Raw genomic sequence first — 22,890 nt, forward strand, 5'->3', positions numbered from 1 at the left:
GCGGTCATGGCGCAGTCATGGGGACAAGCCCTCCCGAGATGTCACCGCACGACCGCGATGCGGGCCTGGAGGCGGCGCACCAGGAGCGAGGCGGCGAAGCAGACCGCGAAATAGACCAAAGCCGCGAACAGGTACATCTCCACCAGCCGGCCGTCGCGCTGGGCGACCTTGGAGGCCGCGCCGAGGAAATCGGTCAGCGAGAGCACATAGACCAGGGAGGTGTCCTGGAAGAGCACGATCGTCTGGGTCAGCAGCAGCGGCAGCATGTTGCGGAAGGCCTGGGGCAGCACCACGAGCCGCATCGTCTGGGCGTAGCTCATGCCCAGCGCCCGGGCGGCCGCGCTCTGGCCCTTCGGGACCGACTGGATGCCGGCGCGCATGATCTCGGCGAAATAGGCCGCCTCGAACAGCGTGAAGGTGATCAGCGCGCTGGCGAAGGGGCCGACTTGGATCGGGCTGGCCGCGCCCGTCGCCCAGGCGCCGAGATAGGGCATGAGGAAGTAGAACCAGAAGATCACCAGCACGAGCGGCAGGGCGCGCATCAGCTCGACATAGAGCTTGGCCGCATGGGTCAGGCCCGGCACGCCGGAGAGCCGCACCAGGGCGAGGCCGGTGCCGAGCACGAGGCCGCCCGACGCCGCCAGCGCCGTGAGGGTGAGCGTGAACACCATGCCCTCGCCGAACAGGTAGGGCAGCGAGGCGGCGACGACGGAGAGGTCGAGGCTCGCGAGCATCAGCGGCCTCCCGGCACGGCCAGGCGCCGCTCCAGCAGGGTCGCGCCCGCCACCACCACGAGGTTGACGGCGAGGTAGAGCAGGGTGGCTGCGGTGAAGGCCTCGAACACCTGGAACGAGAATTCCTGCATCGCGCGCGCCCGCGCCGTCAGTTCCAGCAGACCGATGGTGAGGGCGACGGAGGTGTTCTTGAGGTTGTTCAGGAATTCCGAGGTCAGCGGGGGCAGGATGATCCGGTAGGCATGAGGCAACAGCACGAAGCGGTAGGTCTGCGCCACCGTGAGGCCGAGCGCCGTGCCCGCCAGCGCCTGGCCCCGCGGCAGGGAGCGGATGCCGGCCCGCACCTGCTCGGCCACCCGCGCGGCGGTGAAGAAGCCGAGGCACAAAACCGCCGTGTAGAACGGCGCGTCCGGCATCTGCTTGACGGCGGCGCCGATCCGCGCGGGCAGGAGTTCCGGCAGCACGAAGTACCAGAGGAACATCTGCACTAGCAGCGGCACGTTGCGGAACAGCTCGACATAGGCCGCGCCCACCGCGTTGGCGGCCCGCGAGGGCAGGGTCCGCATCACCCCGATCACCGAGCCGAGCCCGAAGGCGATGGCCCAGGAACCGAGGGCGGTGAGCACGGTCCAGGCGAGCCCCGAGAGCAGCATGTCGGCATAGGTGCCGGTGCCCTCGGGCGAGGGCTCGAACAGGACGCCCCAGTTCCAGTGATAGGTCATCGGGAGCGGCCGCCGGTTCAGTAGGCGGCCGGGTCCGCGCTGTCGCTCGGGCTGGACAGAACCTTCCGCATCGCCTCGCTCAAGGGGAGATGCAGGTTGATGCCCCGCGGCGGGATGGCCTGCGTGAACCACCTGTCGTAGAGCGCCCTGCCCTCCGGGCTCGTGTAGAGCGCGGCGGTCGCGGCATCGACCACGGCCTTGAACGGCGCGTCGTCCTTGCGCAGCATGATGGCGTAGGGCTCCGGCCGCGACTGGGCCTCGGAGGAGATCGCGTAGGCCTCCGGCGTCTTCGCCCCGGCGACCAGGGCGGCGAGCAGCACGTCGTCCATCACGAAGGCGTCGGCGCGCCCGGTCTCGACCATCAGGAAGGCCTCCGCATGGTCCTTGGCGGGCAGGATCCGCATTCCGAGCCCGCGGGCCGCGTTGATCTCGTTGATCTGGCGGATGCTGGTGGTGCCCGAGGTCGAGACCACGGTGCGGCCCTTCAGGTCGTCGGTCCTGTCGAGCCCCTTCTCCTTCTTGGCCACGAAGCGCGTGGCGGTGAGGAAGTGGGTGTTGGTGAAGGCGGCCTGCCGCTGGCGGTCGGCGTTGTTGGTGGTCGAGCCGCATTCGAGGTCGATCGTCCCGTTGGCGATCAGCGGGATGCGGGTGGCGGAGGTGACCGGATTGAGCTTCACCTCCAGCTGGTCGAGCTTGAGATGGGCTTTGACCGCCTCGGCGACCTTGAGGCAGATCTCGTAGGCGTAGCCCACCGGCTTCTGGTTGCCGTCGAGATAGGAGAAGGGCACCGAGGCGTCGCGGTAGCCGAGCGTGAGGGCGCCCCTCTCCTTCACCTTCCTCAGCGTCCCGGTCAGCTCCTGCGCCTGGGCGGGAAGGCAGGGGGCCGCGAGGAGAGTGAGCAGGAGCGCGGCCTTGAGGCGCATCGGTGGAGTGTCCCAACCCTTGGCCGCCCGGCGGGCGGCGGCGGCACCATAGTGAGGCCGGCGGACGGGCTTGTCATCCGCCGGCCGCACGATGGCGTCGCCGAACACCGGACGGAGGCGGTTCAGGTCGGGCTCGATCAGGCCGTGCCGCCGCGCGCTCTCCGCCCAGAGCGGGGCGGCGCCCGCCAGGTGATGCTCCAACGTTCACCGTGCCGTCGAAGGGCGCCGTCGGCACCGGAGCCGCGCCCCTGTGCCGGGCAATCCAGGGGCGGCGGACCCTTGTTCCGCGACGATCGTCCCGGCCCGCCGCCCCGGCCGGCGCTCAGACCAGGCCGGTCAGGTAATAGACCCCGATCACGACGAACACGGCCACGGTCTTGATGATCGTGATCGCGAAGATGTCGCCGTAGGATTGCCGATGGGTCAGGCCGGTGACGGCGAGCAGGGTGATCACCGCGCCGTTATGCGGCAGCGTGTCCATGCCGCCGCTCGCCATCGACGCGACCCGGTGCATCACCTCCAGCGGGATGCCGGCGGCCTGCGCCGCCTCGATGAAGCGGCCGGACAGGGCGGCCAGCGCGATGGAGAGGCCGCCCGAGGCGGAGCCGGTGACGCCGGCCAGCACGTTGACCGTCACCGCCTCGTTGATCAGCGGGTTGGGGATCGCCGACAGCGCATCCGAGATCACCTTGAAGCCGGGCAGGGCGGCGATGACCGCACCGAAGCCGTATTCGGTGGCGGTGTTCATGCCCGCGAGCAGCGCCCCCGCCACCGCCGCCTTCGAGCCCTCGGAGAAGCGCGCGGCGAGGTTGCGGAAGCCGAGGAGCACGGTGGCCAGGATGCCGGCGAGCAGGGCGCCCTGCACCGCCCAGATCGCCGCCACCGTCTTGATCGGCACGGTGACCGGGTTGGCGGCCATCTCCGGCGTCAGCGCGGCGCTCGCCTGATCGCCATAGGTGCCGGTGATCCAGGCGAGCAGCAGCCGGTTGCCGATCCCGACGATGAGCAGCGGCAGGATCGCCACCGCCGGGTGGATCACGACCCGGTCCTCGACCGCCTGCGGCTCGTTGCTGTGGCCCTCGCCATAGCCCTCGTCCCCGGCCCGGCGGCGGCGCCATTCGAGATAGGCGACGCCCGCCGCGAACACGAACAGCGCGCCGATCACCCCGAGCCAGGGAGCGGCATAGGCATCGGTCTTGAAGAAGGAGGCGGGGATGATGTTCTGGATCTGCGGGGTGCCCGGCAGGGTGTCCATGGTGAAGGTGAAGGCACCGAGCGCGATCGTGCCGGGGATCAGGCGCTTGGGGATCCGGCTCCTGCGGAACAGCTCGGCGGCGAAGGGGTAGACGGCGAACACCGCCACGAACAGCGAGACGCCGCCATAGGTGAGGATGGCGCCCACCAGCACGATGGCGACGATCGCCCTGCCCTCCCCCAGCAATCCGGTCACGGCGCCGACGATGGAGCGGGCAAAGCCTGAGATTTCCACGAGCTTGCCGAACACGGCCCCGAGCAGGAAGACGGGGAAGTAGAGCTTCAGGAAGCCGACGAGCTTCTCCATGAACAGGCCGGAGAACAGCACCGGCACCGCCGCCGGATCGGTGAGCAGCACCGCCCCCATGGCGGCGACGGGGGCGAACAGGATCACCGAGAAGCCGCGATAGGCGATCCCCATCAGGAAGAAGAGCGCGGCGAGGCAGATCAGGAAACTCAAGGCGGACGTCCTCCCCCCGCACCGATTCTCTCCCGGTGCGCGGCGCCCACTCTGCCCCAAGCGCGGCCGTGTTCAATGGAGAGGCGGGTCACAGGCTCCGATGCATCACCAGGGCATCGACCGGTCCGCGCTCCGGATGGCGGAAGACGCCGGGCAGGCGACCGATCTCCCGGAGGCCCAGGCTGGTCCAGAGCGCGACCGCGCGGGTGTTGGTGGCCACCACGAGGTTGAACTGCATCGCGGAAAAGCCCAGTGCCCGGGCCGTCTCGAAGGAATGCAGCCCCATGGCGCGGGCGATTCCCCTGCCCCGCGCCTCGGGGTGGGTCGCGTAGGCGCCGTTGGCGACGTGGTCGCCGGCTCCGAGCTGGTTGGCGCGGATGTAGTAGCTGCCGAGGATCGCGCCGGCGCTCTCCGCGACGAAGACGTGATGCCCCGGCGAGAACCAGTAGGCGAGCGCCCTGCCCCGGTTCCAGTCCCGGGGCAGGGCAAAGGTCTCTCCCTCCCGCAGGATCGGTTCCAGGATGGACCAGATCGCGTCGTGGTCGGGCGCTTGAGCGAGGCGGATGGAGAGGTCGGTCATCGTGTCCGTGAGAGGGGCGGAGGCGGTGAGCGGCCTCATATACCAGTCCAGCGTGATCCCAGCCGATGATCGCGGGGAGACAGCGGGCGTCTTGCGGGAGCCATGAATACGGCCCGGATGCCGCCCTCGAAGGCGGCGCAGAGACAAGCGGGCGGATCTTTCGGAGTAGACAAGCCATCCTTTTGGAGGGCAAGCGCCAATTGGAAAGATTTTTCCGCCCAATGTTCGCAACATTTATTCGATACATTCAATCCGTTCATCTTACACAATATTGACAGAAAATCTCTTTCGCCTGCGTCCTCTTCCGAGGCCGGCCGTTCGCGCCGGCTTCGCGAAACGCTGTCGGAGGGAGCAAACGCCATGTTTCGGAAATCGACGATCCTGAGCGCCACCCTGGGCGCCATCTTCGCTGCCACCCTGTCACCGGCCCTTCCGGGCACGGCCATCGCCATGCCGATGGGCGGAAGCTTCAGCGGCCGCGTCGACACCCAAGAACCGCAGGTGCTCGGGCCGAACGAGGTCCGAGTCCAGCAGACCGCATCCGGCATCAATTCCGGTCCCGGCACGCCCCTCGACGGCGCCCGGGTCCAGTGGGTGGAAACCGTCACGCTCAAGAACGGGCAGGGACCGGTGGAGGGCACCATCACCTTCACGACGCCCGGCGGCTCGACGTCGAGCCTCTACCGGGGCACGGTCAGCACGGACGCGCAGGGCCGGATCACGGCGACGGGGACTTACAGGGACAGTGCGGCCACGGGCGAATTCGCCGGCGTCAAGGGCAAGGGCACGTTCTCCCTCGCCTACACCTCGAAGACGGATTTCTCGGGGCAATGGCAGGGTGACGTGACCTTCCCCGGCCGGAAATCGTCGCGGCGCTGAAACCGCGACCGGATCCTGTGTCAGCCGGAGACGGAACCGGGCGCCGGGCGGCGCTCCGGCTCCGTGACCGGCGCCGCTCGATCCATTTGGTTCGCTTGGCGCGCCTCCCCGCCGGGGATCGGCGCGATCCGACCCCAGCCCGGCAGCTTGAGGGCGGGGCGGCGCCAATCGAGGCCCGCCACCGCCCCGAGCAGGTTGATCTCCAGCCCGTCGACCCAGCCGACGGTGAGACCGACATAGCCGCGCCAGGACAGGCGCAGGCCGGTGCCGCTCGGGGTGCGCTCGATGACGCGGCCCGGCGGCGTCCAGTCCTTGCCCAGGGCGGTCGGCGGCAGCGGCACGTCGTTGTCGGGAATGCGCGCGACGACGTGGGCGGCGAAGGTGTTCGAGTTCGGGCCCGGCCAGGCCCGGTAGGAGCCCTGGCTCCGGTAGGGATAATCCGCCACCGCCGCCCGGATCGGCGGGATCGCCCGCGCCGCCGCCTCGCCGTCGAGTGCGAGCACGATCTCCGGCGCATTGCCGAACCAGCGCCCGTCCGGGGCATAGGCATCGGTGCGCACCGGATGGCCCCAGCCGACGACGTCGTAGCGGGTGTAGCGGGGCGCGCCCGCCTCCTTCACCACCACCCAGCTGTGATGGGCGACGATGCCCCGCCAGCGCCCGACCCGGGCGGCGTAGACCCGCACCATCGCCCCCGGCACGGCGGCGGCCGGCGGCAACAGGCCGGCGCTCGACCAATCCGCCGTCGACCAGTTCTCCGCCCGTCCGCCCTTCACGCTCCACCACAGGGCGTGGGTCGCGAGCGGAACCAGGAAGAGGAGGACGAGCGCGAAGAGAAGGAAACGCAGGGCGGGAACAAGCAGGTCGGCGAGCATCGAACCCAATGTCACGGTCGGGCGCGCCCGGAACAAGCACGGCGACGCCACGGACCGTGTCCCAGCGCACGCCTCGCCCCGGCCCCCTCTGATGCAGCTCGGCCACATCGCCCGAGGATCGCATCGCGCGCCGCGTCAATGACTGATTGCGCGGAGGCCAAGCCTTGCAACGTTGTAACATCCCTGTGATGAAACATTGTAACGTAGCAAGTTGGAAGACGGGTATGCGGCGCGGGCGCTCGGGACGAATGCTGCTGGTGACGGGGGCCATGCTGACGGCGGGCACCGCCCCGGCGGCGCAGGCGCAGGAGACCACCAAGCAGGAGGCCACCACGCTGGAGGAGATCAGCGTGACCTCGGTCAGCCCGATCCAGACCAGGGCCGCCGCCCCGGCGACCGCCGCCGATGCCCTGCCCCCGGCGGCCCGCACGGCCGAGGTGCTGCCGGTGGTGACCAACACCTTCTCCCCGGTCACCGTGATCCCGCAGGACCGGATCGCCCGCGACCAGCCGCGCACCCTCGGCGACGCCCTGTTCGACCGGCCGGGCATCTCGTCCTCGACCTACGCGCCGGGGGCGGCCTCGCGCCCGATCATCCGCGGCCTCGACAATGCGCGGGTGCGCATCCAGGAGAACGGCATCGTCAATGGCGGCGTGTCGGATCTCGGCGAGGACCACGCGGTGCCGGTCAACCCGCTGAATGCCAGCCGGATCGAGGTGATCCGCGGCCCCGCCACCCTGCGCTACGGCTCGGGCGCCATCGGCGGCGTGGTCTCGGCCGAGAACAATCAGGTGCCGACCTTCATCCCCGCCCGCGGGATCACGGGCCAGGTCACCACCGGCTACACCACGGTCGATAACGGCCGGACCGGCGCGGCCAGCGTCGATGCCGGCGCCAACGGGATCGCCGTCCATGCCGACGGGTTCAAGACCGCCACCGATTCCTACGCGATCCCCGGCGGCATCCAGCGCAATTCGGCGACCGAGTCGCAGGGCGGCTCCTTCGGCCTCTCGGCGATCGGCGACCGCGGCTTCGTCGGCGTCGCCTTCAGCCATTACGACGCGCTCTACCAGATCCCCGGCGGCGAGGCCGAGGAGGCCCGCACGCGGCTGACCCCGAACCAGGACCGTCTGCTCGCCCGCGGCGAATACCGACCGCTGAACGGACCGTTCGAGGTGCTGCGGTTCTGGGCCGGCGGCTCGGTCTACCGCCACGAGGAGATCGGCATCGGCGAGAACGGGATCGAGGGCACGCAGGCGATCTTCAAGAACCGCGAGGTCGAGGCCCGCTTCGAGGCGCAGCACGTGCCGGTCTTCACCGCGCTCGGCACCCTCACCGGCGCGGTCGGCGTGCAGACGGGCCGGCGGGTGCTGAACTCGCAGCTCGAAAGCTTCCTGCCGAAGACCGAGTCACGCTCGCTCGCCGGCTACTGGTTCGAGGAACTGGCGGTGGGCCACGGCCTGCGCTTCCAGGCGGCGGCCCGGATCGAGGGCGACCGGCTCAACAGCACCGCGACGCTCTTCCCCGGCGATTATCTGCCTGACGGCAACGACCTGATCCACTATCCCCTGACCCGCCGCTTCGCCCCGAAGAGCGCGAGCATCGGCGCGTTGCAGGACCTGCCCTACGGCTTCGTGGCGAGCATCAACGGCTCCTATGTCGAGCGCGCGCCCACCGGCTACGAGCTGTTCTCGCAGGGCCCGCACGACGCCACCGCGACCTTCGAGATCGGCGATCCGACCCTGCGGCTGGAGCGGGCCCGCACCGTCGAGATCTCTCTCCGCCGGGCGGAAGGGCCGCTGCGCCTCGACGCCACCGGGTACTACACCCGCTATACCGGCTTCATCTACAAGCGCGACACCGGCAACCGCTGCGACGACGACTTCGCCTCCTGCGGCACCGGGGACGAGCTGCGCCAGATCGTCTACTCGCAGGCCAACGCCACCTTCTACGGCGCCGAGATCGGCGCGCAGCTCGACCTCTTCGCCGTCGGCGACGGCTGGGCCGGCCTCGAGGCGCAGTACGATTTCGTCCGCGCCCAGTTCGACGATGGCTCCTACGTGCCGCGCATCCCGCCCCACCGACTCGGCGGCGGCGCCTTCGTGCGGGCCAATGGCTGGTTCGCGCGGGTGAACCTGCTGCACGCCTTCGACCATACCGAGATCGCCCCGTTCGAGACGACCACGCCGGGCTGGAACGACCTGCGCGCGGAAGTCGCCTACACCCAGGCCCTCGATCCGGCGGTCTACGGCGCCACCGAGGTGACGCTGGGCCTGCAGGGCCGCAACCTGCTCGACGACGACATCCGCAACTCGGCCTCGTTCAAGAAGGACGAGATCCTGCTGCCGGGCCGCAATGTCCGCCTGTTCCTGACGGCGCGGTTCTGACGGGGCGGGCCGGTTCTACTTCCCCTTCGGCGGCTTGGCCGCCGGGCGCTCCGGCGGCGTGACGGCGCCCGCCACCGTCCAGTGGCACACCGCCATGCCCCGGAGGGTGAGGCAATCGTAGGCGCGGCCGTTGAGGGAGACGTGGTCGGCGATCTCCGTCACCGCCGCGCGGTCCAGCGGGTTGCAGCCGAGATCGGATTTCGGGTCGCGGATCAGGGCGAGGGCGGCGGCGCGGTCCTCGCCGGTCCTGAGCAGGAGGCTGCGCAGGTTGGCAAGCGAGGTGCAGCCGATCACGGTGTCGGCCGCGGCCTTCGGGGCCGCCTTCTGATCGCCGGGACGAGGCGCCGCCCCTTGCCCCGCCCCCTGCGCCGCCGCGCCGGAAACGGAGAGCACCAGGGCCGCGAGGGCCGGCAGGACGGAGGACGGCAGGCGGGGCATCGGCGGGTCTCGCGCGGGACGCCGCCCTCATATCACGCCCGCCCCCGACTGCCGAAAGCCGGGCGCCGGCCTCTCAGGATCCCGCCCGCGCCTGCTGCGCCTTCAGCTTGGCGAAGCGCTTGAGCACCCGGTCGCGGCGCAGCCGCGTCAGCCTGTCGATCCAGAAGATGCCGTCGAGCTGATCGATCTCGTGCTGCAGGCAGGCAGCCCGCAGGCCCTCCGCCTCCTCCTCGTGGGTCTCCCCGTCGAGATCGCGGTAGCGCACCCGCACCCGCGCGGGCCGCTCCACCGGTTCGACCACGCCCGGCATCGAGACGCTGCCCTCGGGATGCGAGGCCCGCTCCGCCGAGGCCCAGACGACAACGGGATCGACATAGGTGGCGTGCGGCTCGTCCGGCTGGAGGCGAATCACCACCAGCCGCTCCGGGCGGCCGATATGGGGCGCGGTGAGCCCCATCGCCGAGACGGCGCCCAGGGTGTCGAGCACATCCGCCGCCAGGGCGCGCAGGGCCTCGCCGGTGGCGGAGACGGGATCGGCCGGCCGGTTCAGGCGTGCATCGGGATAGAGGATCAGCGGTCGGACGGGCATGCGCGGGCCTTCGGGGCAAGGGCGTGCCTGCCGCGAGCCGGCGGGCATCGTTGTCGCGCCGCCCCTTACCAGGCCCCTTACCAGAAAGCGCGTGGGCGAAGGCAGGCTTGGCACGCCGCCGGAGCGGCATCGGCAGCCATGAAGCCCCGGGCCGGCTCGGAATTGCTGGCCGACGATGTCTTGGCCGCCCGCAATGGAGCGCAAGACTTCGCGGCTCATCACGCCAAATATCCAATATCGGAACCCGTTCGGCGCCGATGCATTGATCACCGAAGCCCAGGATAGCACCCCAAGATCGCGCCCGACCCGACGGATCGGCCGCGGCTTGCCATTGTTCGATGTGAGGCGCGCGGCCGCATGAGGCCGATCCGGCCCTGGCGCGGCCGGGCGCGCTCCGGAGGGAGCCAGACAGTATGATGAAATCCATGACGGCCCTGCTCGCCGGCACCGTCGTCGCCGCCACCATGGCCGCGGCGGCCCCCGCTTCCGCCCAATCGATCACCATCGGCCCGGACGGGCGGCCGGGCATCGACCTCCGCTCCCGGGGACAGCGCGAGCGGGATTACGACCGCGAGATGCGCCGCCGTGACCGGGACGATTACTACCGCGAGCAGCGCTACCGGGAACGGGATCGCTTCGAGCGTCGCGGCTACGACCGGCGCGGCTACGATTACTGACCCCGCGATCCGTTCTCGAAGCGACACCGTGCGCCCTGCCCCGATCCCCGGTGCTCGGGGCAGGGCGCCGGCTCAGAGGGACGAGATCGGGGATGAGATTGCAGGATCAATCCGCCACCCCACGATGGCGTGTGGATGAGCCCAGAACAGAACCAAATCTCTCGAGAGCAACAAATGTTGCACCTATTTCAATCAGGTGAAGAACGCGTCGAAGCGAATTTCCCGCACCATCCAACGTCTTCACCGAAAATTGCCAAGCTTCTGTCGTACCGCCATGCCTGAGGTGACGACCACAGCGTCGCTGAAACCTTTGCGCCGCTTGCACGGTTGCCTCATCGAACATAACTATGCCTTGTCGATCGGTGGCCGACCCTGACAAGGCCTTCGATGCCCCCGTAAGGGACGCGGCACCGGCTCATTTCCTCGCTCGCTTCGACGAACGGGACGGCCTTCCGGCCGATGGCGGGCCGCATTCCGCGCGGGGTGCCGCGGCGCGTGGAGGAGGAACCCGGATGAATACTGGTACGGTGAAGTGGTTCGACGAGATCAAGGGGTATGGGTTCATCCAGCCCGATAACGGCGGGAAGGACGTGTTCGTGCACATCTCCGCCGTCCAGCAGGCGGGTCTGCGCGGCCTCGCCGAGGGCCAGAAGGTGACGTTCGATATCGAGAACGACCGCCGCAGCGGCAAGCCGGCCGCGGTCAACTTGCAGACCGCCTGAAACGGCGGGTGGCCGGGACCTTCCGGCCGGAAGACTCGGTTCTATACCGCAACAGGTTCGAAAATGTTACCGGCGCCGCCCCGAACAGGGGCGACATCTGTTGCATGCTGCGGCGCACTCGTGCATCGACTGCGCCGGTTCTATAATGACTCGCGCCGCGTCCCGGCCACCCGGATCGTGATCGATCCGGGGGTCGACCGTGTCACTGTATGAGAAAGGTCATATGAGCGCATTCGACTTCAGGAACTTCGAAGACCGCCGTCAGCACTCCCAGTCCGCCAAAGCGGCATTGCTCGAAAAGTTCAAGGCCCGCCCGGCCCTGGATGACCCGGAGATGGTCGCCAAGGCGCAGGCCCGTGCCGAGATCGCCCGCGCCCGCGACGAGCGCGCCCGCGAGCGTGAGCGCATCCGCATCGAGGCCGAGCGCAAGGCGGCGGAAGAGAAGCGCCTGCGCGAGGAGGCGGAACTGGCTGCCCAGCTCGCCCGTGAGGCCGCCGAGGCGGCCGCGCTCGCCGAGCGCAGGGCGGCGGAAGCCGCCGCCAAGAAGGAAGCCCGCGACGCGCGCTACGCCGCCCGCAAGGCCAAGGTGAAGATTCGCCGCTGAGGCACTGACCCTCGGGATCCGACCCGCATTCAGCGAACGGGCACCCGCTTCGAAACAACCAAACGCGCCGGACGCTGCGAGCCCGGCGCGTTTTCTTTTGCTCAAGACTCTTTTCCTCGAACATCAGGACGCGACGGCGCACGGCGCTCCCGATCCGCGGAACAAGCCTGGCTCAGGTTCTTTTTCCTTGGGAGAGACGACACAATCCGCATTCCGGGCCGGTCGGCGACGCTTGGCAAGCTCCGCCTTTGCCTCCACGCTTCCGGTCGTCTCCGGCAAAACCGGCCGAACACGAGTCGCGTCAGGAAGGCTCAAGCCTTGCGCATCATCCGGTTCCATCCCGGCCAGCAGGCCCGGCCCAAGCTCCGCCCTGCCCTGGCCGGGCTGATTCTCGTCCTGGGGCTCGGGGCGGGGCTCGCCCCGTATCCCGGCCTCGCGCAGAGCGAGCCGCCGATCCGCAGCGCGGAAGACGCGTTCTGCCGCAGCGAGGCACGGGCCCAGGTCTTCTCGGCACCCGACCCGCTCAATCTGGGCCTGCGCGAGATCGGCCGCCGCATCTGGGCCAGCTGCATGGAGCGGACCGCCAAGAGCCATCACGGCAAGAAGCAGAAGCCGCACAAACGACGCCGGCACCACTGATCCACCGGCCTCGCCGGACGAGGCGGCCATCCCCACATCCCGACCGAAGCAGCAGGAGGCGGGCGATGGGCTTTCTCGACGGGCTGCTCGGGCATGGCAGCGACCTGTCCGCGGACGAGGTGGACCGGCAGCTCGCCGGAGTACTGGCACCGGGCGAGAGCGTGCGCGTCGCCTTCAAGGTGATCCGCGACCTCATGGTCTTCACCGACCGCCGGCTGATCCTGGTCGACCGCCAGGGCGTGACCGGGCGCAAGGTCGAGTACCTGACCGTACCCTACCGGGCCATCACCGCGTTCTCGGTGGAGACGGCAGGGAGCTTCGACATGGATTCCGAACTCAAGATCTGGATCTCGGGCCGGCCCGAGCCGATCCAGCGCACCCTCCGGCGCGGCGCCGACATTTTGGGCATTCAGCAGGCCATCGCCGGCTCGCTTAAATAAGCGCCCTGCCGCGGCTTCGCCTCCGGCGGGGCCGCCGCGAAGAGGGCTGGAAACCGGCACCCCCACCCTTGCCTTGGGCGGCGAATCCGTTTAAGCGCCCAGCCTTCGCGTTCGCTCCGGCCGGGGGCTGAACGGGCGGTGCCGTTTCGCGGCACAGGGTTCCTCGAAAAAACCCGTCGTCCGGTGTCTCCGCCTTCGATCAACCGCTCGGGCCATCATCAAGGGCTCGAAGGGCTTGGCGCCGAGAGAATGCGAGACGAACCGGCCCGATACACCCGCGCTCCGCGGGCGGGCTTCCTTATGGCAAGGAAAGGCCCAAAAATGCCTCTCTACGAGCACGTCTTCCTGGCGCGCCAGGACGTGACGTCGCAGCAGGTCGAGACCATGGTCGAGACCTACAAGGGCGTCATCGAGGCGGGCGGCGGCACGGTCGAGAAGATCGAGTCCTGGGGCGTCAAGTCCCTCGCCTACCGCATCAAGAAGAACCGCAAGGCGCATTTCACGCTCCTCAACATCTCCGCCCCCCCGGCCGCCCTGGCCGAGATGGAGCGCCAGATGCAGATCTCCGAGGACGTGCTGCGCTTCATGACCGTTCGCGTCGAGCAGCTGGAGGCCGAGCCTTCCGCGATGATGCAGAAGCGCGACCGCGACGACCGCAAGGACCGCGACCGCGGTGACCGTCCGCGCCGTCGCGACGACGAGTTCGGTGGCGGCTTCGGCGGCGACCGTGACCGTGGCGACCGCGGTGATCGCGGCGACCGTCCCGAGCGCACCTTCGGCGGGGAGAACTGATCATGGCCTTCGGTGCTGGTGGTGGCGGCGGTGGCCGTCGTCCGTTCTTCCGTCGTCGCAAGAGCTGCCCGTTCTCGGGCGAGAACGCTCCCAAGATCGACTACAAGGACGTGAAGCTGCTCTCCCGCTACGTCTCGGAACGCGGCAAGATCGTGCCGTCGCGCATCACGGCGGTGTCGGCCAAGAAGCAGCGCGAGCTCGCCCAGGCGATCAAGCGCTCCCGCTTCCTCGGCCTGCTGCCCTACGTCATCAAGTAGGACGGTTCCGGCCCGCGTCCGCGCGGGCCGTCATTCACCGCGAGGGCGGCCTCTTGACCAAGGGCCGCCCGATCGTTGGGGCCTCGTTCGGCCCCTAACCCTGCCCATCGCGGGACAGCGGGACAGCGGATTTCATGACCAAGGACATCTCCGTCGGCGCAGGCGCCGGCCTCGTGGCGGCGCTGCTGTTCGGCGTGCTGCTCAAGGCCACCACCCTCGCCATCCTCCTCTACCTGCTCGCCCCGCTGCCGATCCTGATCGTCGGCCTGGGCTGGAGCCACCGCGCGGCGCTCGCCGCCGTCGTCGCGGGCGCGCTGGCGCTCGCCCTCTTCGTCTCGCCCCCCCTCGGCCTCGCCTTCGCGGCCTATCTCGCCGTTCCCGCGTGGTGGCTCGCCTATCTCGCCCTGCTCGGCCGGCCGGGCGCGGAGGATGCCATCGAATGGTATCCCACCGGGCGCCTGCTCGCCTGGGTCGCGGCCACCGCCGCCCTCGCCTTCGTGGCCATCGCCGTGATCGCCTCGCCCGATTACGACACCTTCCGCTCGCAGCTCTCGGCGATGAGCCGGCGGGTCGTGCAGGTTCAGGTCCAGCGTGGCCGGATCCCCGCCCCCGCCCAGACGGAGAACAAGGCCGACAGCGCCGGGACGGCCGCTCCGCAGCCGAGCGACGAAGCGCACGATTCCGAGACCAAGTCCGACACCACGTCCAACGACCTCGCCGGCGAGGTCGCCGACGCCCTGGCGACCGTCGCGCCGGGACTGGCCGGCCAGGGTCTGACGGTCCTGTTCACCTTCTATCTCTGGGCCGCCGCCCGCATCGTGCAGATCTCGGGACGCCTGCTGCGGCCCTGGCCCGACCTCCCCTCGACCATGATGCCGCGCACGGCCCTTCTGGTCTTCGCCGCCGCCCTCGCCCTGGCGATGCTGCCGGGCTACGCCGGCGTGCTCGGCATCGCCCTGATCGGCGCCTTCAGCGCGGCCTTCGCCCTCCAGGGCCTCGCCGCCTTCCATGACCGCAGCCGCGGACGGCCGGGGCGCTTCGCCCTGCTGGCCGGCCTCTACGTGCTGCTGTTCCTCACACAGGGCGTGGCCATGCTCGCCCTGATCCTGTTCGGCATCGCCGATACCGCCCTCGACCGGCGCCGCCCGCGAGCCCGCGGCGGCGCCTGATCGAAACCCGCTTCCAAGCACCCCAAGGAGAAGTCAGATGGAAGTCATCCTGCTCGAACGCGTCGCCAAGCTCGGCCAGATGGGCGAGACCGTGAACGTGCGGCCCGGCTATGCCCGCAACTTCCTGCTCGCCCGCGGCAAGGCCCTGCGCGCCACCGAGAACAACAAGAAGCATTTCGAGGCCCAGCGCGCCCAGCTCGAGGCCCGCAACCTCGAGCGCCGCAACGAGGCCCAGACGGTGGCCGAGAAGCTCGACGGCCAGAGCTTCGTGCTGATCCGCCAGTCCGGCGAGACCGGCGTGCTCTACGGTTCGGTCTCGACCCGCGACCTCGCCGAGGTCGTCACCAAGGAGGGCTTCACCGTCGAGCGCGGCCAGTTCGTCCTGAACCAGCCGATCAAGACGCTCGGCCTGCACAGCGTGCCGGTGACGCTGCACCCCGAGGTCGAGGTCACCATCACCGTCAACGTCGCCCGTTCGCCGGAAGAGGCCGAGCGTCAGGCCCGCGGTGAGTCGGTCACCGAGCGCGAGCAGTTCAACCTCGACGACCTCGGCCTCGAAGTCGGTCAGGCGCTGGCCGATGCCGGCGAGGGTGCCGACGACCGCGGCTGATCCCAAGGCTCCGCCTGGACCCGCGAAAGGACTCAGTCCTTTCGAAACCCGTGACTCCAGCGGCGGAAGCGGTGGAGAACGGGGATGCGCCGGCCTTCGGCGTTGACTTGTTCTCAATCCGTTCCAGCATGACGCCCGTGATTCCCGTGCCCGGGAACCGCGGGCGTCTTTCGTTTCGGAGCATCGTCCCGAAAGGTGGTTTCCGGCTTTCGGGACGATGCGCGCGAGACCGTGGCGCGGGCGTCGCAGCCGGCTCGGGCAAGGTCGGCTAAAGAAAATTCATCATCCCGCGGCATGGTCCGGCGGGCATGACACGGGGCGGCCGAGACGGCCGCCCGCGCAACGGAGCGACGGACAAGCGCCATGGCCCTGCCCAACGCCCTCACGGCCAATCTGGAGACGGTGCAGCCCGAATACCGGGTGCCGCCGCACAACATCGACGCAGAGCAGGCCCTGCTCGGCGCGATCATGGTCAACAACGACGCCTATTACCGCGTCTCGGACTTCCTGCTCCCTGAGCACTTCATGGAGGCGGTCCACCGCCAGATCTTCGAGGTGTCGGTCTCGCTGATCAAGGCGGGCAAGCTCGCCACGCCGATCACGCTCAAGACCTATCTCGGCGACGCGGATCTCGGCGGCGTCACGCCGATGCAGTACCTGGCCCGGCTCGCGGCAGAGGCGACCACCGTCATCAATGCCGGCGAGTACGGCCGCACCATCTACGACCTCGCGATCCGCCGCCGCCTCATCACCATCGGCGAGGATCTGGTCAACGGCGCCTACGAGGCGCCGGTCGAATCCGCGCCCCGCGACCAGATCGAGGCGACCGAGCGCCGGCTCTACGAACTCGCCGAATCCGGCAAGTACGACGGCGGCTTCCAGAAGTTCTCCGACGCGCTGACCGCCGCCATCGACATGGCGGCCAAGGCCTATCAGCGCGACGGCAAGCTCTCGGGCATCTCCACCGGCCTCACCGACCTCGACGCCAAGATGGGCGGCCTTCAGCCCTCGGATCTCATCATCCTCGCGGGGCGCCCGGCCATGGGCAAGACCTCGCTCGTGACCAACATCGCCTTCAACATCGCCAAGGCCTATCGCGGCGAGAAACAGGCCGACGGGACGATGAAGACCGTCAACGGCGGCATCGTCGGCTTCTTCTCCCTGGAAATGTCGGCCGAGCAATTGGCGACCCGTATCATCGCCGAGCAATCCGGCGTGCCCTCCTACAAGATCCGCCGCGGCGACATCCGGCCCGAGGACTTCTACAAGATCACCGACGCCGCCCGGGACATGCAGACGATCCCGTTCTACATCGACCAGACCGGCGGCATCTCCATCGCCCAGCTCGCCGCCCGGGCGCGCCGGCTCAAGCGGCAGAAGGGCCTCGACCTCCTCATCATCGACTACCTGCAGCTCCTCTCCGGCAGCGGCAAGAAGAGCGACAACCGCGTGCAGGAGATGACGGAGATCACCACCGGCATGAAGGCGCTGGCCAAGGAGCTGGCGGTGCCGATCATCGGCCTGTCGCAGCTCTCCCGTCAGGTCGAGAACCGCGACGACAAGCGGCCGCAGCTCTCGGACCTGCGCGAATCCGGCTCGATCGAGCAGGACGCCGACGTGGTGATGTTCGTGTTCCGCGAGGAATATTACGTCGGCAACAAGAAGCCCCGCGAGGGCACCGAGGAGTTCTTCGCCTGGGAAGCGGAGATGCAGCGGGTCCACGGCAAGGCCGAGGTCATCCTCGGCAAGCAGCGTCACGGCCCGACCGGCACGGTGGAGCTGCAGTTCGACGCCAACATCACCCGGTTCTCGAACCTCGCCCAGAGCGATCGGATGCCCGAGCAGATGTGATATCGGTGCCCGGATCCCTCATCCGGCCCCGCCTCCGTCGAGGCTCTTCCGGCAGGAGCCTATCATAGCGTCCGCACAGTCCACCGCCGAGACGACCGCCCAGCACCGGGCCGGACACGGCGCCCGCCTGACGGTCGATCTCTCGGCCGTGACCGCGAACTGGCGCCGCCTCGCGGCTCACGCGCCGCAGGCGGAGTGCGGCGCCGTGGTGAAGGCCGACGCCTATGGCTGCGGCCTCGCCGCCGTGGCCCCGGCCCTGTGGCGGGCGGGCTGCCGCACCTTCTTCGTCGCCCATCTCTCCGAGGGGATCGCCGCCCGCGCCCTGCTGCCGGAGGCGGCGATCTACGTGCTCAACGGCCTCCCCCCCGGCGGCGCGGAGGCCTTCCGTGCCCATGCCCTGCGCCCGGTCCTCGGCAGCGGGGAGGAACTGGCCGAGTGGGCCGCCGCCACGCAGGGCGCGAGCCCGGCCGCGCTCCATGTCGATACCGGCATGAACCGGCTCGGCCTGCGGGTCGAGGAGGCCCTCGCCCTCTCCGGCGATCCGGTGATCGCGCGGGCCGGGATCGACCTCGTGATGAGCCATCTCGTCAGCGCGGAGCAGCCGGACGATCCCCTCACTGCACATCAGGCCGAGGCCTTCGCCCGGGTGCGGGCGGCCTTTCCGCATCTGCGGGCCTCGCTCGCCAATTCCTCCGGCACCTGCCTTGCGGACGATGCCCGCCACGACCTGCTGCGGCCGGGCTATTGCCTGTTCGGCGGCAATCCCGAGCCCGGCCGGGCGAATCCGATGCGGCCGGTGGTGCGGCTCGAGGCGACGATCCTGCAGGTCCGGCAGGTCGAGGCCGGCGAGACCTGCGGCTACAACGCCCGCTGGCGGGCTCCGGCCCCGCGTCGCCTCGCCACCCTCTCGCTGGGCTATGCCGACGGCTATCCCCGCTCGGCCAGCAACAGCGGCCACGCCTTGGTCGGCGGCGTGCTCTGCCCGATGCTCGGGCTGATCTCGATGGACCTCATCATCCTCGACGTCACCCACGCGCCCGAGGCCCGGCGCGGCGGCACCGCCACGCTGATCGGCGACAGCCTCGATATCGACACGGTGGGGCAGGCGGCGGGCACCATCGGCTACGAGATCCTGACGGGGCTGGGTTCCCGTTATGTTCGCATTGCTATAGAGTGACGGCCGGCAGCTTTCCCCGTTCACGCCCTCATCCTGAGGCGCCGCAGCGGAGCGGGGGCTTCGGCGGATCCTCCAACCGGCCGCGCGATCCCTGGAGGATCCTTCGAGGCCGCCTCGCGGCACCTCAGGATGAGGGCATGGGTGGGACGCCCCAAGCATCCGCCGTCTCACGTCTTTTGCGCCCGAGTCCCCATGGCGAAAATCCAACAGACCTTCGTCTGCCAGTCCTGCGGGGCGGTCTACAACCGCTGGCGCGGGCGCTGCGAGGCCTGCAACGGCTGGAACACGATCCAGGAGGAGGTCGCCTCCGCCGGCCCGCAATCCGGCCCGGCCTCGACCCGGGCCTCGCGGGCGCGGGGCCGCGTCTTTCCCCTCGAAGGCCTGACCGGCGAGGCCAAGGAGGCGCCGCGCACGGCCTCGGGGATCGACGAACTCGACCGCGTCACCGGCGGCGGTTTCGTGCGCGGCTCGGTGATCCTGCTCGGTGGCGATCCCGGCATCGGCAAGTCGACCCTGCTGATGCAGGCCTCCGCCGCCATGGCGAAACGCGGTGAGCGCGTCGCCTACATCTCCGGCGAGGAGGCGGTGGGGCAGGTGCGCCTGCGGGCCGAGCGGCTGGGGCTGGCCAAGCACCCGGTGGAGCTGGCGGCGCAAACGAATGTCGAGGACATCGTCGAGACGCTGTCGCAGGGCCATCCGCCGGCCCTCACCATCATCGACTCGATCCAGACCATGTGGACCGAGACGGTGGAATCGGCACCCGGCACCGTCACCCAGGTGCGCTCGTCGGCCCAGGCGCTGATCCGCTTCGCCAAGACCACGGGCACGGCCGTCATCCTCGTCGGCCATGTCACCAAGGACGGGCAGATCGCCGGCCCGCGGGTGGTCGAGCACATGGTCGATGCCGTGGCCTCGTTCGAGGGCGACCAGGGCCACCATTTCCGCATCCTGCGCGCGGTCAAGAACCGCTTCGGGCCGACCGACGAGATCGGCGTGTTCGAGATGACCGATGCCGGGCTGTCCGAGGTGCCGAACCCCTCCGCCCTGTTCCTGGCCGGCCGCGACCATGCCGCGCCGGGCACCGCCGTCTTCGCCGGGATGGAGGGCACCCGGCCGCTGCTCGTGGAGATTCAGGCGCTGGTCGCCCCCTCCTCTCTCGGCATGCCGCGCCGGGCCGTGGTCGGCTGGGATCCGAACCGCCTGTCGATGGTGCTGGCCGTGCTGGAGGCCCATGGCGGCATCCGGCTCGGCGGCCACGACGTCTATCTCAACGTCGCGGGGGGCCTGCGCATCTCCGAGCCCGCCGCGGATCTGGCGGTCGCCGCCGCGCTCGTGTCCTCGCTCTCGGGGGCGGCGCTTCCCTCCGACTCGGTCTATTTCGGCGAACTCGGCCTGTCGGGGGCGGTGCGGCCGGTGTCGCAGGCGCCCGCCCGGCTGAAGGAGGCGCTCAAGCTCGGCTTCGGCAAGGCGATCACCCCGCAGGGCCGGGGTGAGAGCGGCGAGCGGGCGCTGCCGACGGAGGCTTTGCGCCACATCGCCGACCTCGTCGCCGGCATCGCCTCGGGCGCGCCGCGCCGGGTCGGGGGCAGGCGGGACCGCGAACGGGAGCACGCGGTGCCGGACGATCCGTTCTGACGGGCGGCTCCACATCCCCGCTTCGCCGTCGGCGAGCCCGAAGGTGACGGCCGAGGTTCGCCGGGCTATATCGTTAAGGATCACCGAGGACGCGCGGCCGGGGGGAGCCGTCGCCGTCCGGGCAAGGCTGCCCCGTCCCGCCCCTGCGATGCGTAATTTGCGATGCCGTTTTCCGTCCTCGACCTCGTGGTGCTCGGCATCGTGCTCGTCTCGGCGCTGCTCGCCGCCGTGCGCGGTGTGACCCGCGAGGTGCTCGCGATCATCGCCTGGGTGGCCGCCGCCGCCGTGGCGTGGTCGCTCCACCCGCTGCTGCTGCCCACCGTCAAGCAGCACGTCTCCAGCGATACCGTGGCGCTGGTCGCCTCCATCGCCGCGATCTTCCTCGCCACCCTGATCGTGGTCTCGCTGGTGACGGTGAAGATCTCCGACCTCGTGCTGGATTCGCGCATCGGGGCGGTCGACCGCTCCCTCGGCTTTCTGTTCGGGGCCGGCCGCGGCTTCCTGATCTGCGTGATCGGCTGGGTGTTCCTGGCTTGGCTGGTCCAGGGCAAGGTTCCGGATTGGGCCGCGCAGGCGAAGAGCCGTCCCCTGCTGGAAAGCTCGGGCGATGCGCTGGTGGCGCAGCTGCCCGACAACCCGGAGGGGTTCCTCAAGCAGTTCCGCAAGCCGAAGGGCGATGCCCCGGCCGAGGAGCCGCCGCCGGAGACCGACCTGCCCGCCCAGCGCCGCAGCGATGCCGCGCCCGCGCCCAAGCGCTGAAGCCCCCCGAACCGCCCTCCCGTGACAATCCGCGTTGCCGCAGCAATGCGCGCAGGCGACGAAGGATATGCTGGAATCGGTCTTGGTTGCGACGAAATCCGCGCATAGGTAACGGTTTCACGACGGTCTCGGCGCCCCCTCGCGGCCATGGCTGCGGGTGGAAGCGCCTATGGCCGTATCCCGCCGTGCCGGACGTGAGGCCCGCGATCGTCGTCGGCGCCTCCAGGATTCGAGATCGACATGTCAGCTGTCTGCGCGAGCGCCGATGTCCGTGACCTGGACATCGAGGGTGATACGCTTCGCGAGGAATGCGGCGTCTTCGGCATCTACGGGCATGACGACGCCTCGGCCATCGTCGCGCTCGGCCTGCACGCGCTGCAGCATCGCGGCCAGGAGGCGGCGGGCATCGTCTCCTTCGACGAGGGCGTGTTCCACTCCGAGCGCCGCCAGGGCCTCGTCGGCGATTCCTTCTCCGACCGCACCACGATCGAGCGGCTCGCCGGCCGTTCCGCCATCGGCCATGTGCGCTACTCGACCACCGGCGGCACCATCCTGCGCAACGTGCAGCCGCTCTTCGCGGAACTCGCGGGGGGCGGCCTCGCGGTCGCGCATAACGGCAACCTCACCAACGCCCTGTCGATCCGCCGCGACCTCGTGAAGGACGGCGCCATCACGCAATCGACCTCGGACACCGAGGTGATCCTGCATCTGGCCGCCCGCTCGCGCAAACCGCGCATCGTCGAGCGCTTCATCGACGCGCTGCAGCAGATCCAGGGCGCCTACGCCATCGTCGCGCTCACCAACAAGAAGCTGATCGGCGCCCGCGACCCGCTCGGCATCCGCCCCCTGGTGCTGGGCGAACTCGACGGGCGCTACATCCTCGCCTCCGAGACCTGCGCCCTCGACATCATCGGCGCCCGCTTCATCCGCGACGTCGAGAACGGCGAGGTGGTCGTCATCTCGGAGGAGGGCGTCGAGTCGGTGCGCTTCTGCGAGAAGCAGCCGATGCGGCCCTGCATCTTCGAGTACATCTACTTCGCCCGCCCCGATTCGGTGGTGAACGGCAAGAGCGTCTACGGGGTGCGCAAGGCCATCGGCCAGGAACTCGCCCGCGAGGCCCTGCCGCAGGCCGACGTGGTGATCCCGGTGCCGGATTCCGGCGTGCCGGCGGCGCTCGGCTTCGCCCAGGAAGCGGGCCTGCCCTTCGAGATGGGCATCATCCGCAACCATTATGTCGGGCGCACCTTCATCCAGCCGACCCAGACCGTGCGCGAACTCGGGGTGCGGATGAAGCACTCGGCCAACCGCGCGGCGGTCGAGGGCAAGCGCATCGTGCTGGTCGATGACAGCCTCGTGCGCGGCACCACCTCGGTGAAGATCGTGCGGATGATGCGCGATGCCGGCGCCCGCGAGGTGCATTTCCGCATCGCCTCGCCGCCGATCACCTATCCCGATTTCTACGGCATCGACACGCCGGAGCGCGAGAAGCTGCTCGCCGCCACCCACGACCTCGAAGGCATGCGCCAATATATCGGCGCCGATTCCCTGGCCTTCCTGTCGATCCCCGGCCTCTACCGGGCGATGGGCGAGGTGGAGCGCAACAGCGCCTGCCCGCAATACACCGACCATTGCTTCACCGGCGACTACCCGACCGGGCTGACGGATCTGGCCATTGCCGGGCCGAAGCGCTTCGCGATGCTGGCCGAGGCGGATTGAG

24 protein-coding genes are annotated in these 22,890 nt (G+C 69.7%); 16 read left to right on the plus strand and 8 right to left on the minus strand.

Annotation, left to right across the window (positions count from 1 at the left end):
- Positions 1-41: 41 nt before the first annotated feature.
- The 5 genes from MZTS_RS01250 to MZTS_RS01270 all read right to left on the minus strand — a co-directional run bounded on the left by MZTS_RS01250 (position 42) and on the right by MZTS_RS01270 (position 4,673).
- Positions 42-734, minus strand: coding sequence for an amino acid ABC transporter permease (locus tag MZTS_RS01250; RefSeq protein ID WP_192280601.1), 693 nt, complete (start codon positions 732-734; stop codon positions 42-44).
- Positions 734-1,456, minus strand: coding sequence for an amino acid ABC transporter permease (locus tag MZTS_RS01255; RefSeq protein WP_009864253.1), 723 nt, complete (start codon positions 1,454-1,456; stop codon positions 734-736). The genes MZTS_RS01250 and MZTS_RS01255 overlap by 1 nt, the downstream gene beginning before the upstream one ends.
- A gap of 17 nt (positions 1,457-1,473) precedes the next feature.
- Positions 1,474-2,379, minus strand: a complete 906-nt coding sequence (locus MZTS_RS01260; protein ID WP_192280655.1) for an amino acid ABC transporter substrate-binding protein — start codon at positions 2,377-2,379, stop codon at positions 1,474-1,476.
- A 322-nt stretch (positions 2,380-2,701) separates the two neighbouring features.
- Positions 2,702-4,093 carry a GntP family permease gene (locus MZTS_RS01265; protein WP_192280604.1) on the minus strand — a complete coding sequence of 464 codons (1,392 nt, stop codon included), beginning with the start codon at positions 4,091-4,093 and terminating at the stop codon, positions 2,702-2,704.
- Between the two features lie 88 nt (positions 4,094-4,181).
- On the minus strand, positions 4,182-4,673 hold the full coding sequence (locus MZTS_RS01270; RefSeq protein ID WP_192280606.1) for a GNAT family N-acetyltransferase: 492 nt from the start codon (positions 4,671-4,673) through the stop codon (positions 4,182-4,184).
- A 360-nt stretch (positions 4,674-5,033) separates the two neighbouring features.
- On the opposite strand from MZTS_RS01270, the gene MZTS_RS01275 reads away from it, so the two are divergent.
- The gene (locus tag MZTS_RS01275; RefSeq protein ID WP_192280609.1) at positions 5,034-5,552 is read left to right on the plus strand and encodes a hypothetical protein; all 519 of its coding nucleotides are present in this window, start codon (positions 5,034-5,036) and stop codon (positions 5,550-5,552) included.
- A 20-nt stretch (positions 5,553-5,572) separates the two neighbouring features.
- On the opposite strand, the gene MZTS_RS01280 is transcribed toward MZTS_RS01275, so the two are convergent.
- Positions 5,573-6,427, minus strand: a complete 855-nt coding sequence (locus MZTS_RS01280) for a DUF3750 domain-containing protein (protein ID WP_192280613.1) — start codon at positions 6,425-6,427, stop codon at positions 5,573-5,575.
- 248 nt (positions 6,428-6,675) lie between these two features.
- On the opposite strand from MZTS_RS01280, the gene MZTS_RS01285 reads away from it, so the two are divergent.
- Positions 6,676-8,814: a TonB-dependent receptor gene (locus tag MZTS_RS01285; RefSeq protein WP_192280657.1), complete on the plus strand. Its 2,139-nt coding sequence runs from the start codon at positions 6,676-6,678 to the stop codon at positions 8,812-8,814.
- A gap of 15 nt (positions 8,815-8,829) precedes the next feature.
- Here MZTS_RS01285 and MZTS_RS01290 read toward each other — a convergent pair whose 3' ends face one another.
- Together MZTS_RS01290 and MZTS_RS01295 are read right to left on the minus strand one after the other, a co-directional pair.
- Positions 8,830-9,252: a hypothetical protein gene (locus MZTS_RS01290; protein WP_009863661.1), complete on the minus strand. Its 423-nt coding sequence runs from the start codon at positions 9,250-9,252 to the stop codon at positions 8,830-8,832.
- A gap of 73 nt (positions 9,253-9,325) precedes the next feature.
- Entirely contained in the window at positions 9,326-9,841 is a 516-nt protein-coding gene (locus MZTS_RS01295) for a peptide deformylase (RefSeq protein ID WP_192280616.1), read from the minus strand.
- A 416-nt stretch (positions 9,842-10,257) separates the two neighbouring features.
- Here MZTS_RS01295 and MZTS_RS01300 point away from each other — a divergent pair, with 416 nt between their 5' ends.
- The 14 genes from MZTS_RS01300 (at position 10,258) to purF (ending at position 22,889) form a co-directional block, all read left to right on the plus strand.
- Entirely contained in the window at positions 10,258-10,518 is a 261-nt protein-coding gene (locus tag MZTS_RS01300; RefSeq protein WP_192280660.1) for a hypothetical protein, read from the plus strand.
- A 512-nt stretch (positions 10,519-11,030) separates the two neighbouring features.
- Positions 11,031-11,240: a cold-shock protein gene (locus MZTS_RS01305; RefSeq protein ID WP_009864495.1), complete on the plus strand. Its 210-nt coding sequence runs from the start codon at positions 11,031-11,033 to the stop codon at positions 11,238-11,240.
- A 223-nt stretch (positions 11,241-11,463) separates the two neighbouring features.
- Positions 11,464-11,844, plus strand: coding sequence for a DUF6481 family protein (locus MZTS_RS01310; RefSeq protein WP_192280619.1), 381 nt, complete (start codon positions 11,464-11,466; stop codon positions 11,842-11,844).
- A 318-nt stretch (positions 11,845-12,162) separates the two neighbouring features.
- Complete coding sequence (locus tag MZTS_RS01315) at positions 12,163-12,483, plus strand: hypothetical protein (protein ID WP_009863697.1); 321 nt, start codon at positions 12,163-12,165, stop codon at positions 12,481-12,483.
- Between the two features lie 65 nt (positions 12,484-12,548).
- Positions 12,549-12,923, plus strand: a complete 375-nt coding sequence (locus MZTS_RS01320; RefSeq protein ID WP_009863698.1) for a PH domain-containing protein — start codon at positions 12,549-12,551, stop codon at positions 12,921-12,923.
- A gap of 321 nt (positions 12,924-13,244) precedes the next feature.
- Complete coding sequence (rpsF, locus tag MZTS_RS01325) at positions 13,245-13,715, plus strand: 30S ribosomal protein S6 (RefSeq protein ID WP_192280622.1); 471 nt, start codon at positions 13,245-13,247, stop codon at positions 13,713-13,715.
- Positions 13,716-13,717: 2 nt separating this feature from the next.
- Positions 13,718-13,972 (plus strand): 30S ribosomal protein S18, encoded by a 255-nt coding sequence (gene rpsR, locus MZTS_RS01330; protein ID WP_004446294.1) that lies wholly within the window; start codon positions 13,718-13,720, stop codon positions 13,970-13,972.
- 134 nt (positions 13,973-14,106) lie between these two features.
- A complete protein-coding gene (locus MZTS_RS01335; protein WP_192280625.1) occupies positions 14,107-15,141 on the plus strand; it encodes a DUF2232 domain-containing protein in 1,035 nt (344 codons plus the stop codon).
- Between the two features lie 37 nt (positions 15,142-15,178).
- Complete coding sequence (gene rplI / locus MZTS_RS01340) at positions 15,179-15,751, plus strand: 50S ribosomal protein L9 (RefSeq protein ID WP_192280628.1); 573 nt, start codon at positions 15,179-15,181, stop codon at positions 15,749-15,751.
- Positions 15,752-16,114: 363 nt separating this feature from the next.
- Entirely contained in the window at positions 16,115-17,602 is a 1,488-nt protein-coding gene (locus MZTS_RS01345; protein ID WP_009867078.1) for a replicative DNA helicase, read from the plus strand.
- A 64-nt stretch (positions 17,603-17,666) separates the two neighbouring features.
- A complete protein-coding gene (alr, locus tag MZTS_RS01350; protein WP_192280665.1) occupies positions 17,667-18,779 on the plus strand; it encodes an alanine racemase in 1,113 nt (370 codons plus the stop codon).
- Between the two features lie 192 nt (positions 18,780-18,971).
- Positions 18,972-20,414 carry a DNA repair protein RadA gene (gene radA / locus MZTS_RS01355; RefSeq protein WP_192280631.1) on the plus strand — a complete coding sequence of 481 codons (1,443 nt, stop codon included), beginning with the start codon at positions 18,972-18,974 and terminating at the stop codon, positions 20,412-20,414.
- A gap of 162 nt (positions 20,415-20,576) precedes the next feature.
- Positions 20,577-21,173, plus strand: a complete 597-nt coding sequence (locus tag MZTS_RS01360) for a CvpA family protein (protein ID WP_009866943.1) — start codon at positions 20,577-20,579, stop codon at positions 21,171-21,173.
- A gap of 240 nt (positions 21,174-21,413) precedes the next feature.
- Positions 21,414-22,889, plus strand: coding sequence for an amidophosphoribosyltransferase (purF, locus tag MZTS_RS01365; RefSeq protein ID WP_192280634.1), 1,476 nt, complete (start codon positions 21,414-21,416; stop codon positions 22,887-22,889).
- Position 22,890 lies beyond the last annotated feature (1 nt).

This window comes from Methylorubrum zatmanii (assembly GCF_014845115.1).
Lineage (GTDB): Bacteria > Pseudomonadota > Alphaproteobacteria > Rhizobiales > Beijerinckiaceae > Methylobacterium > Methylobacterium zatmanii.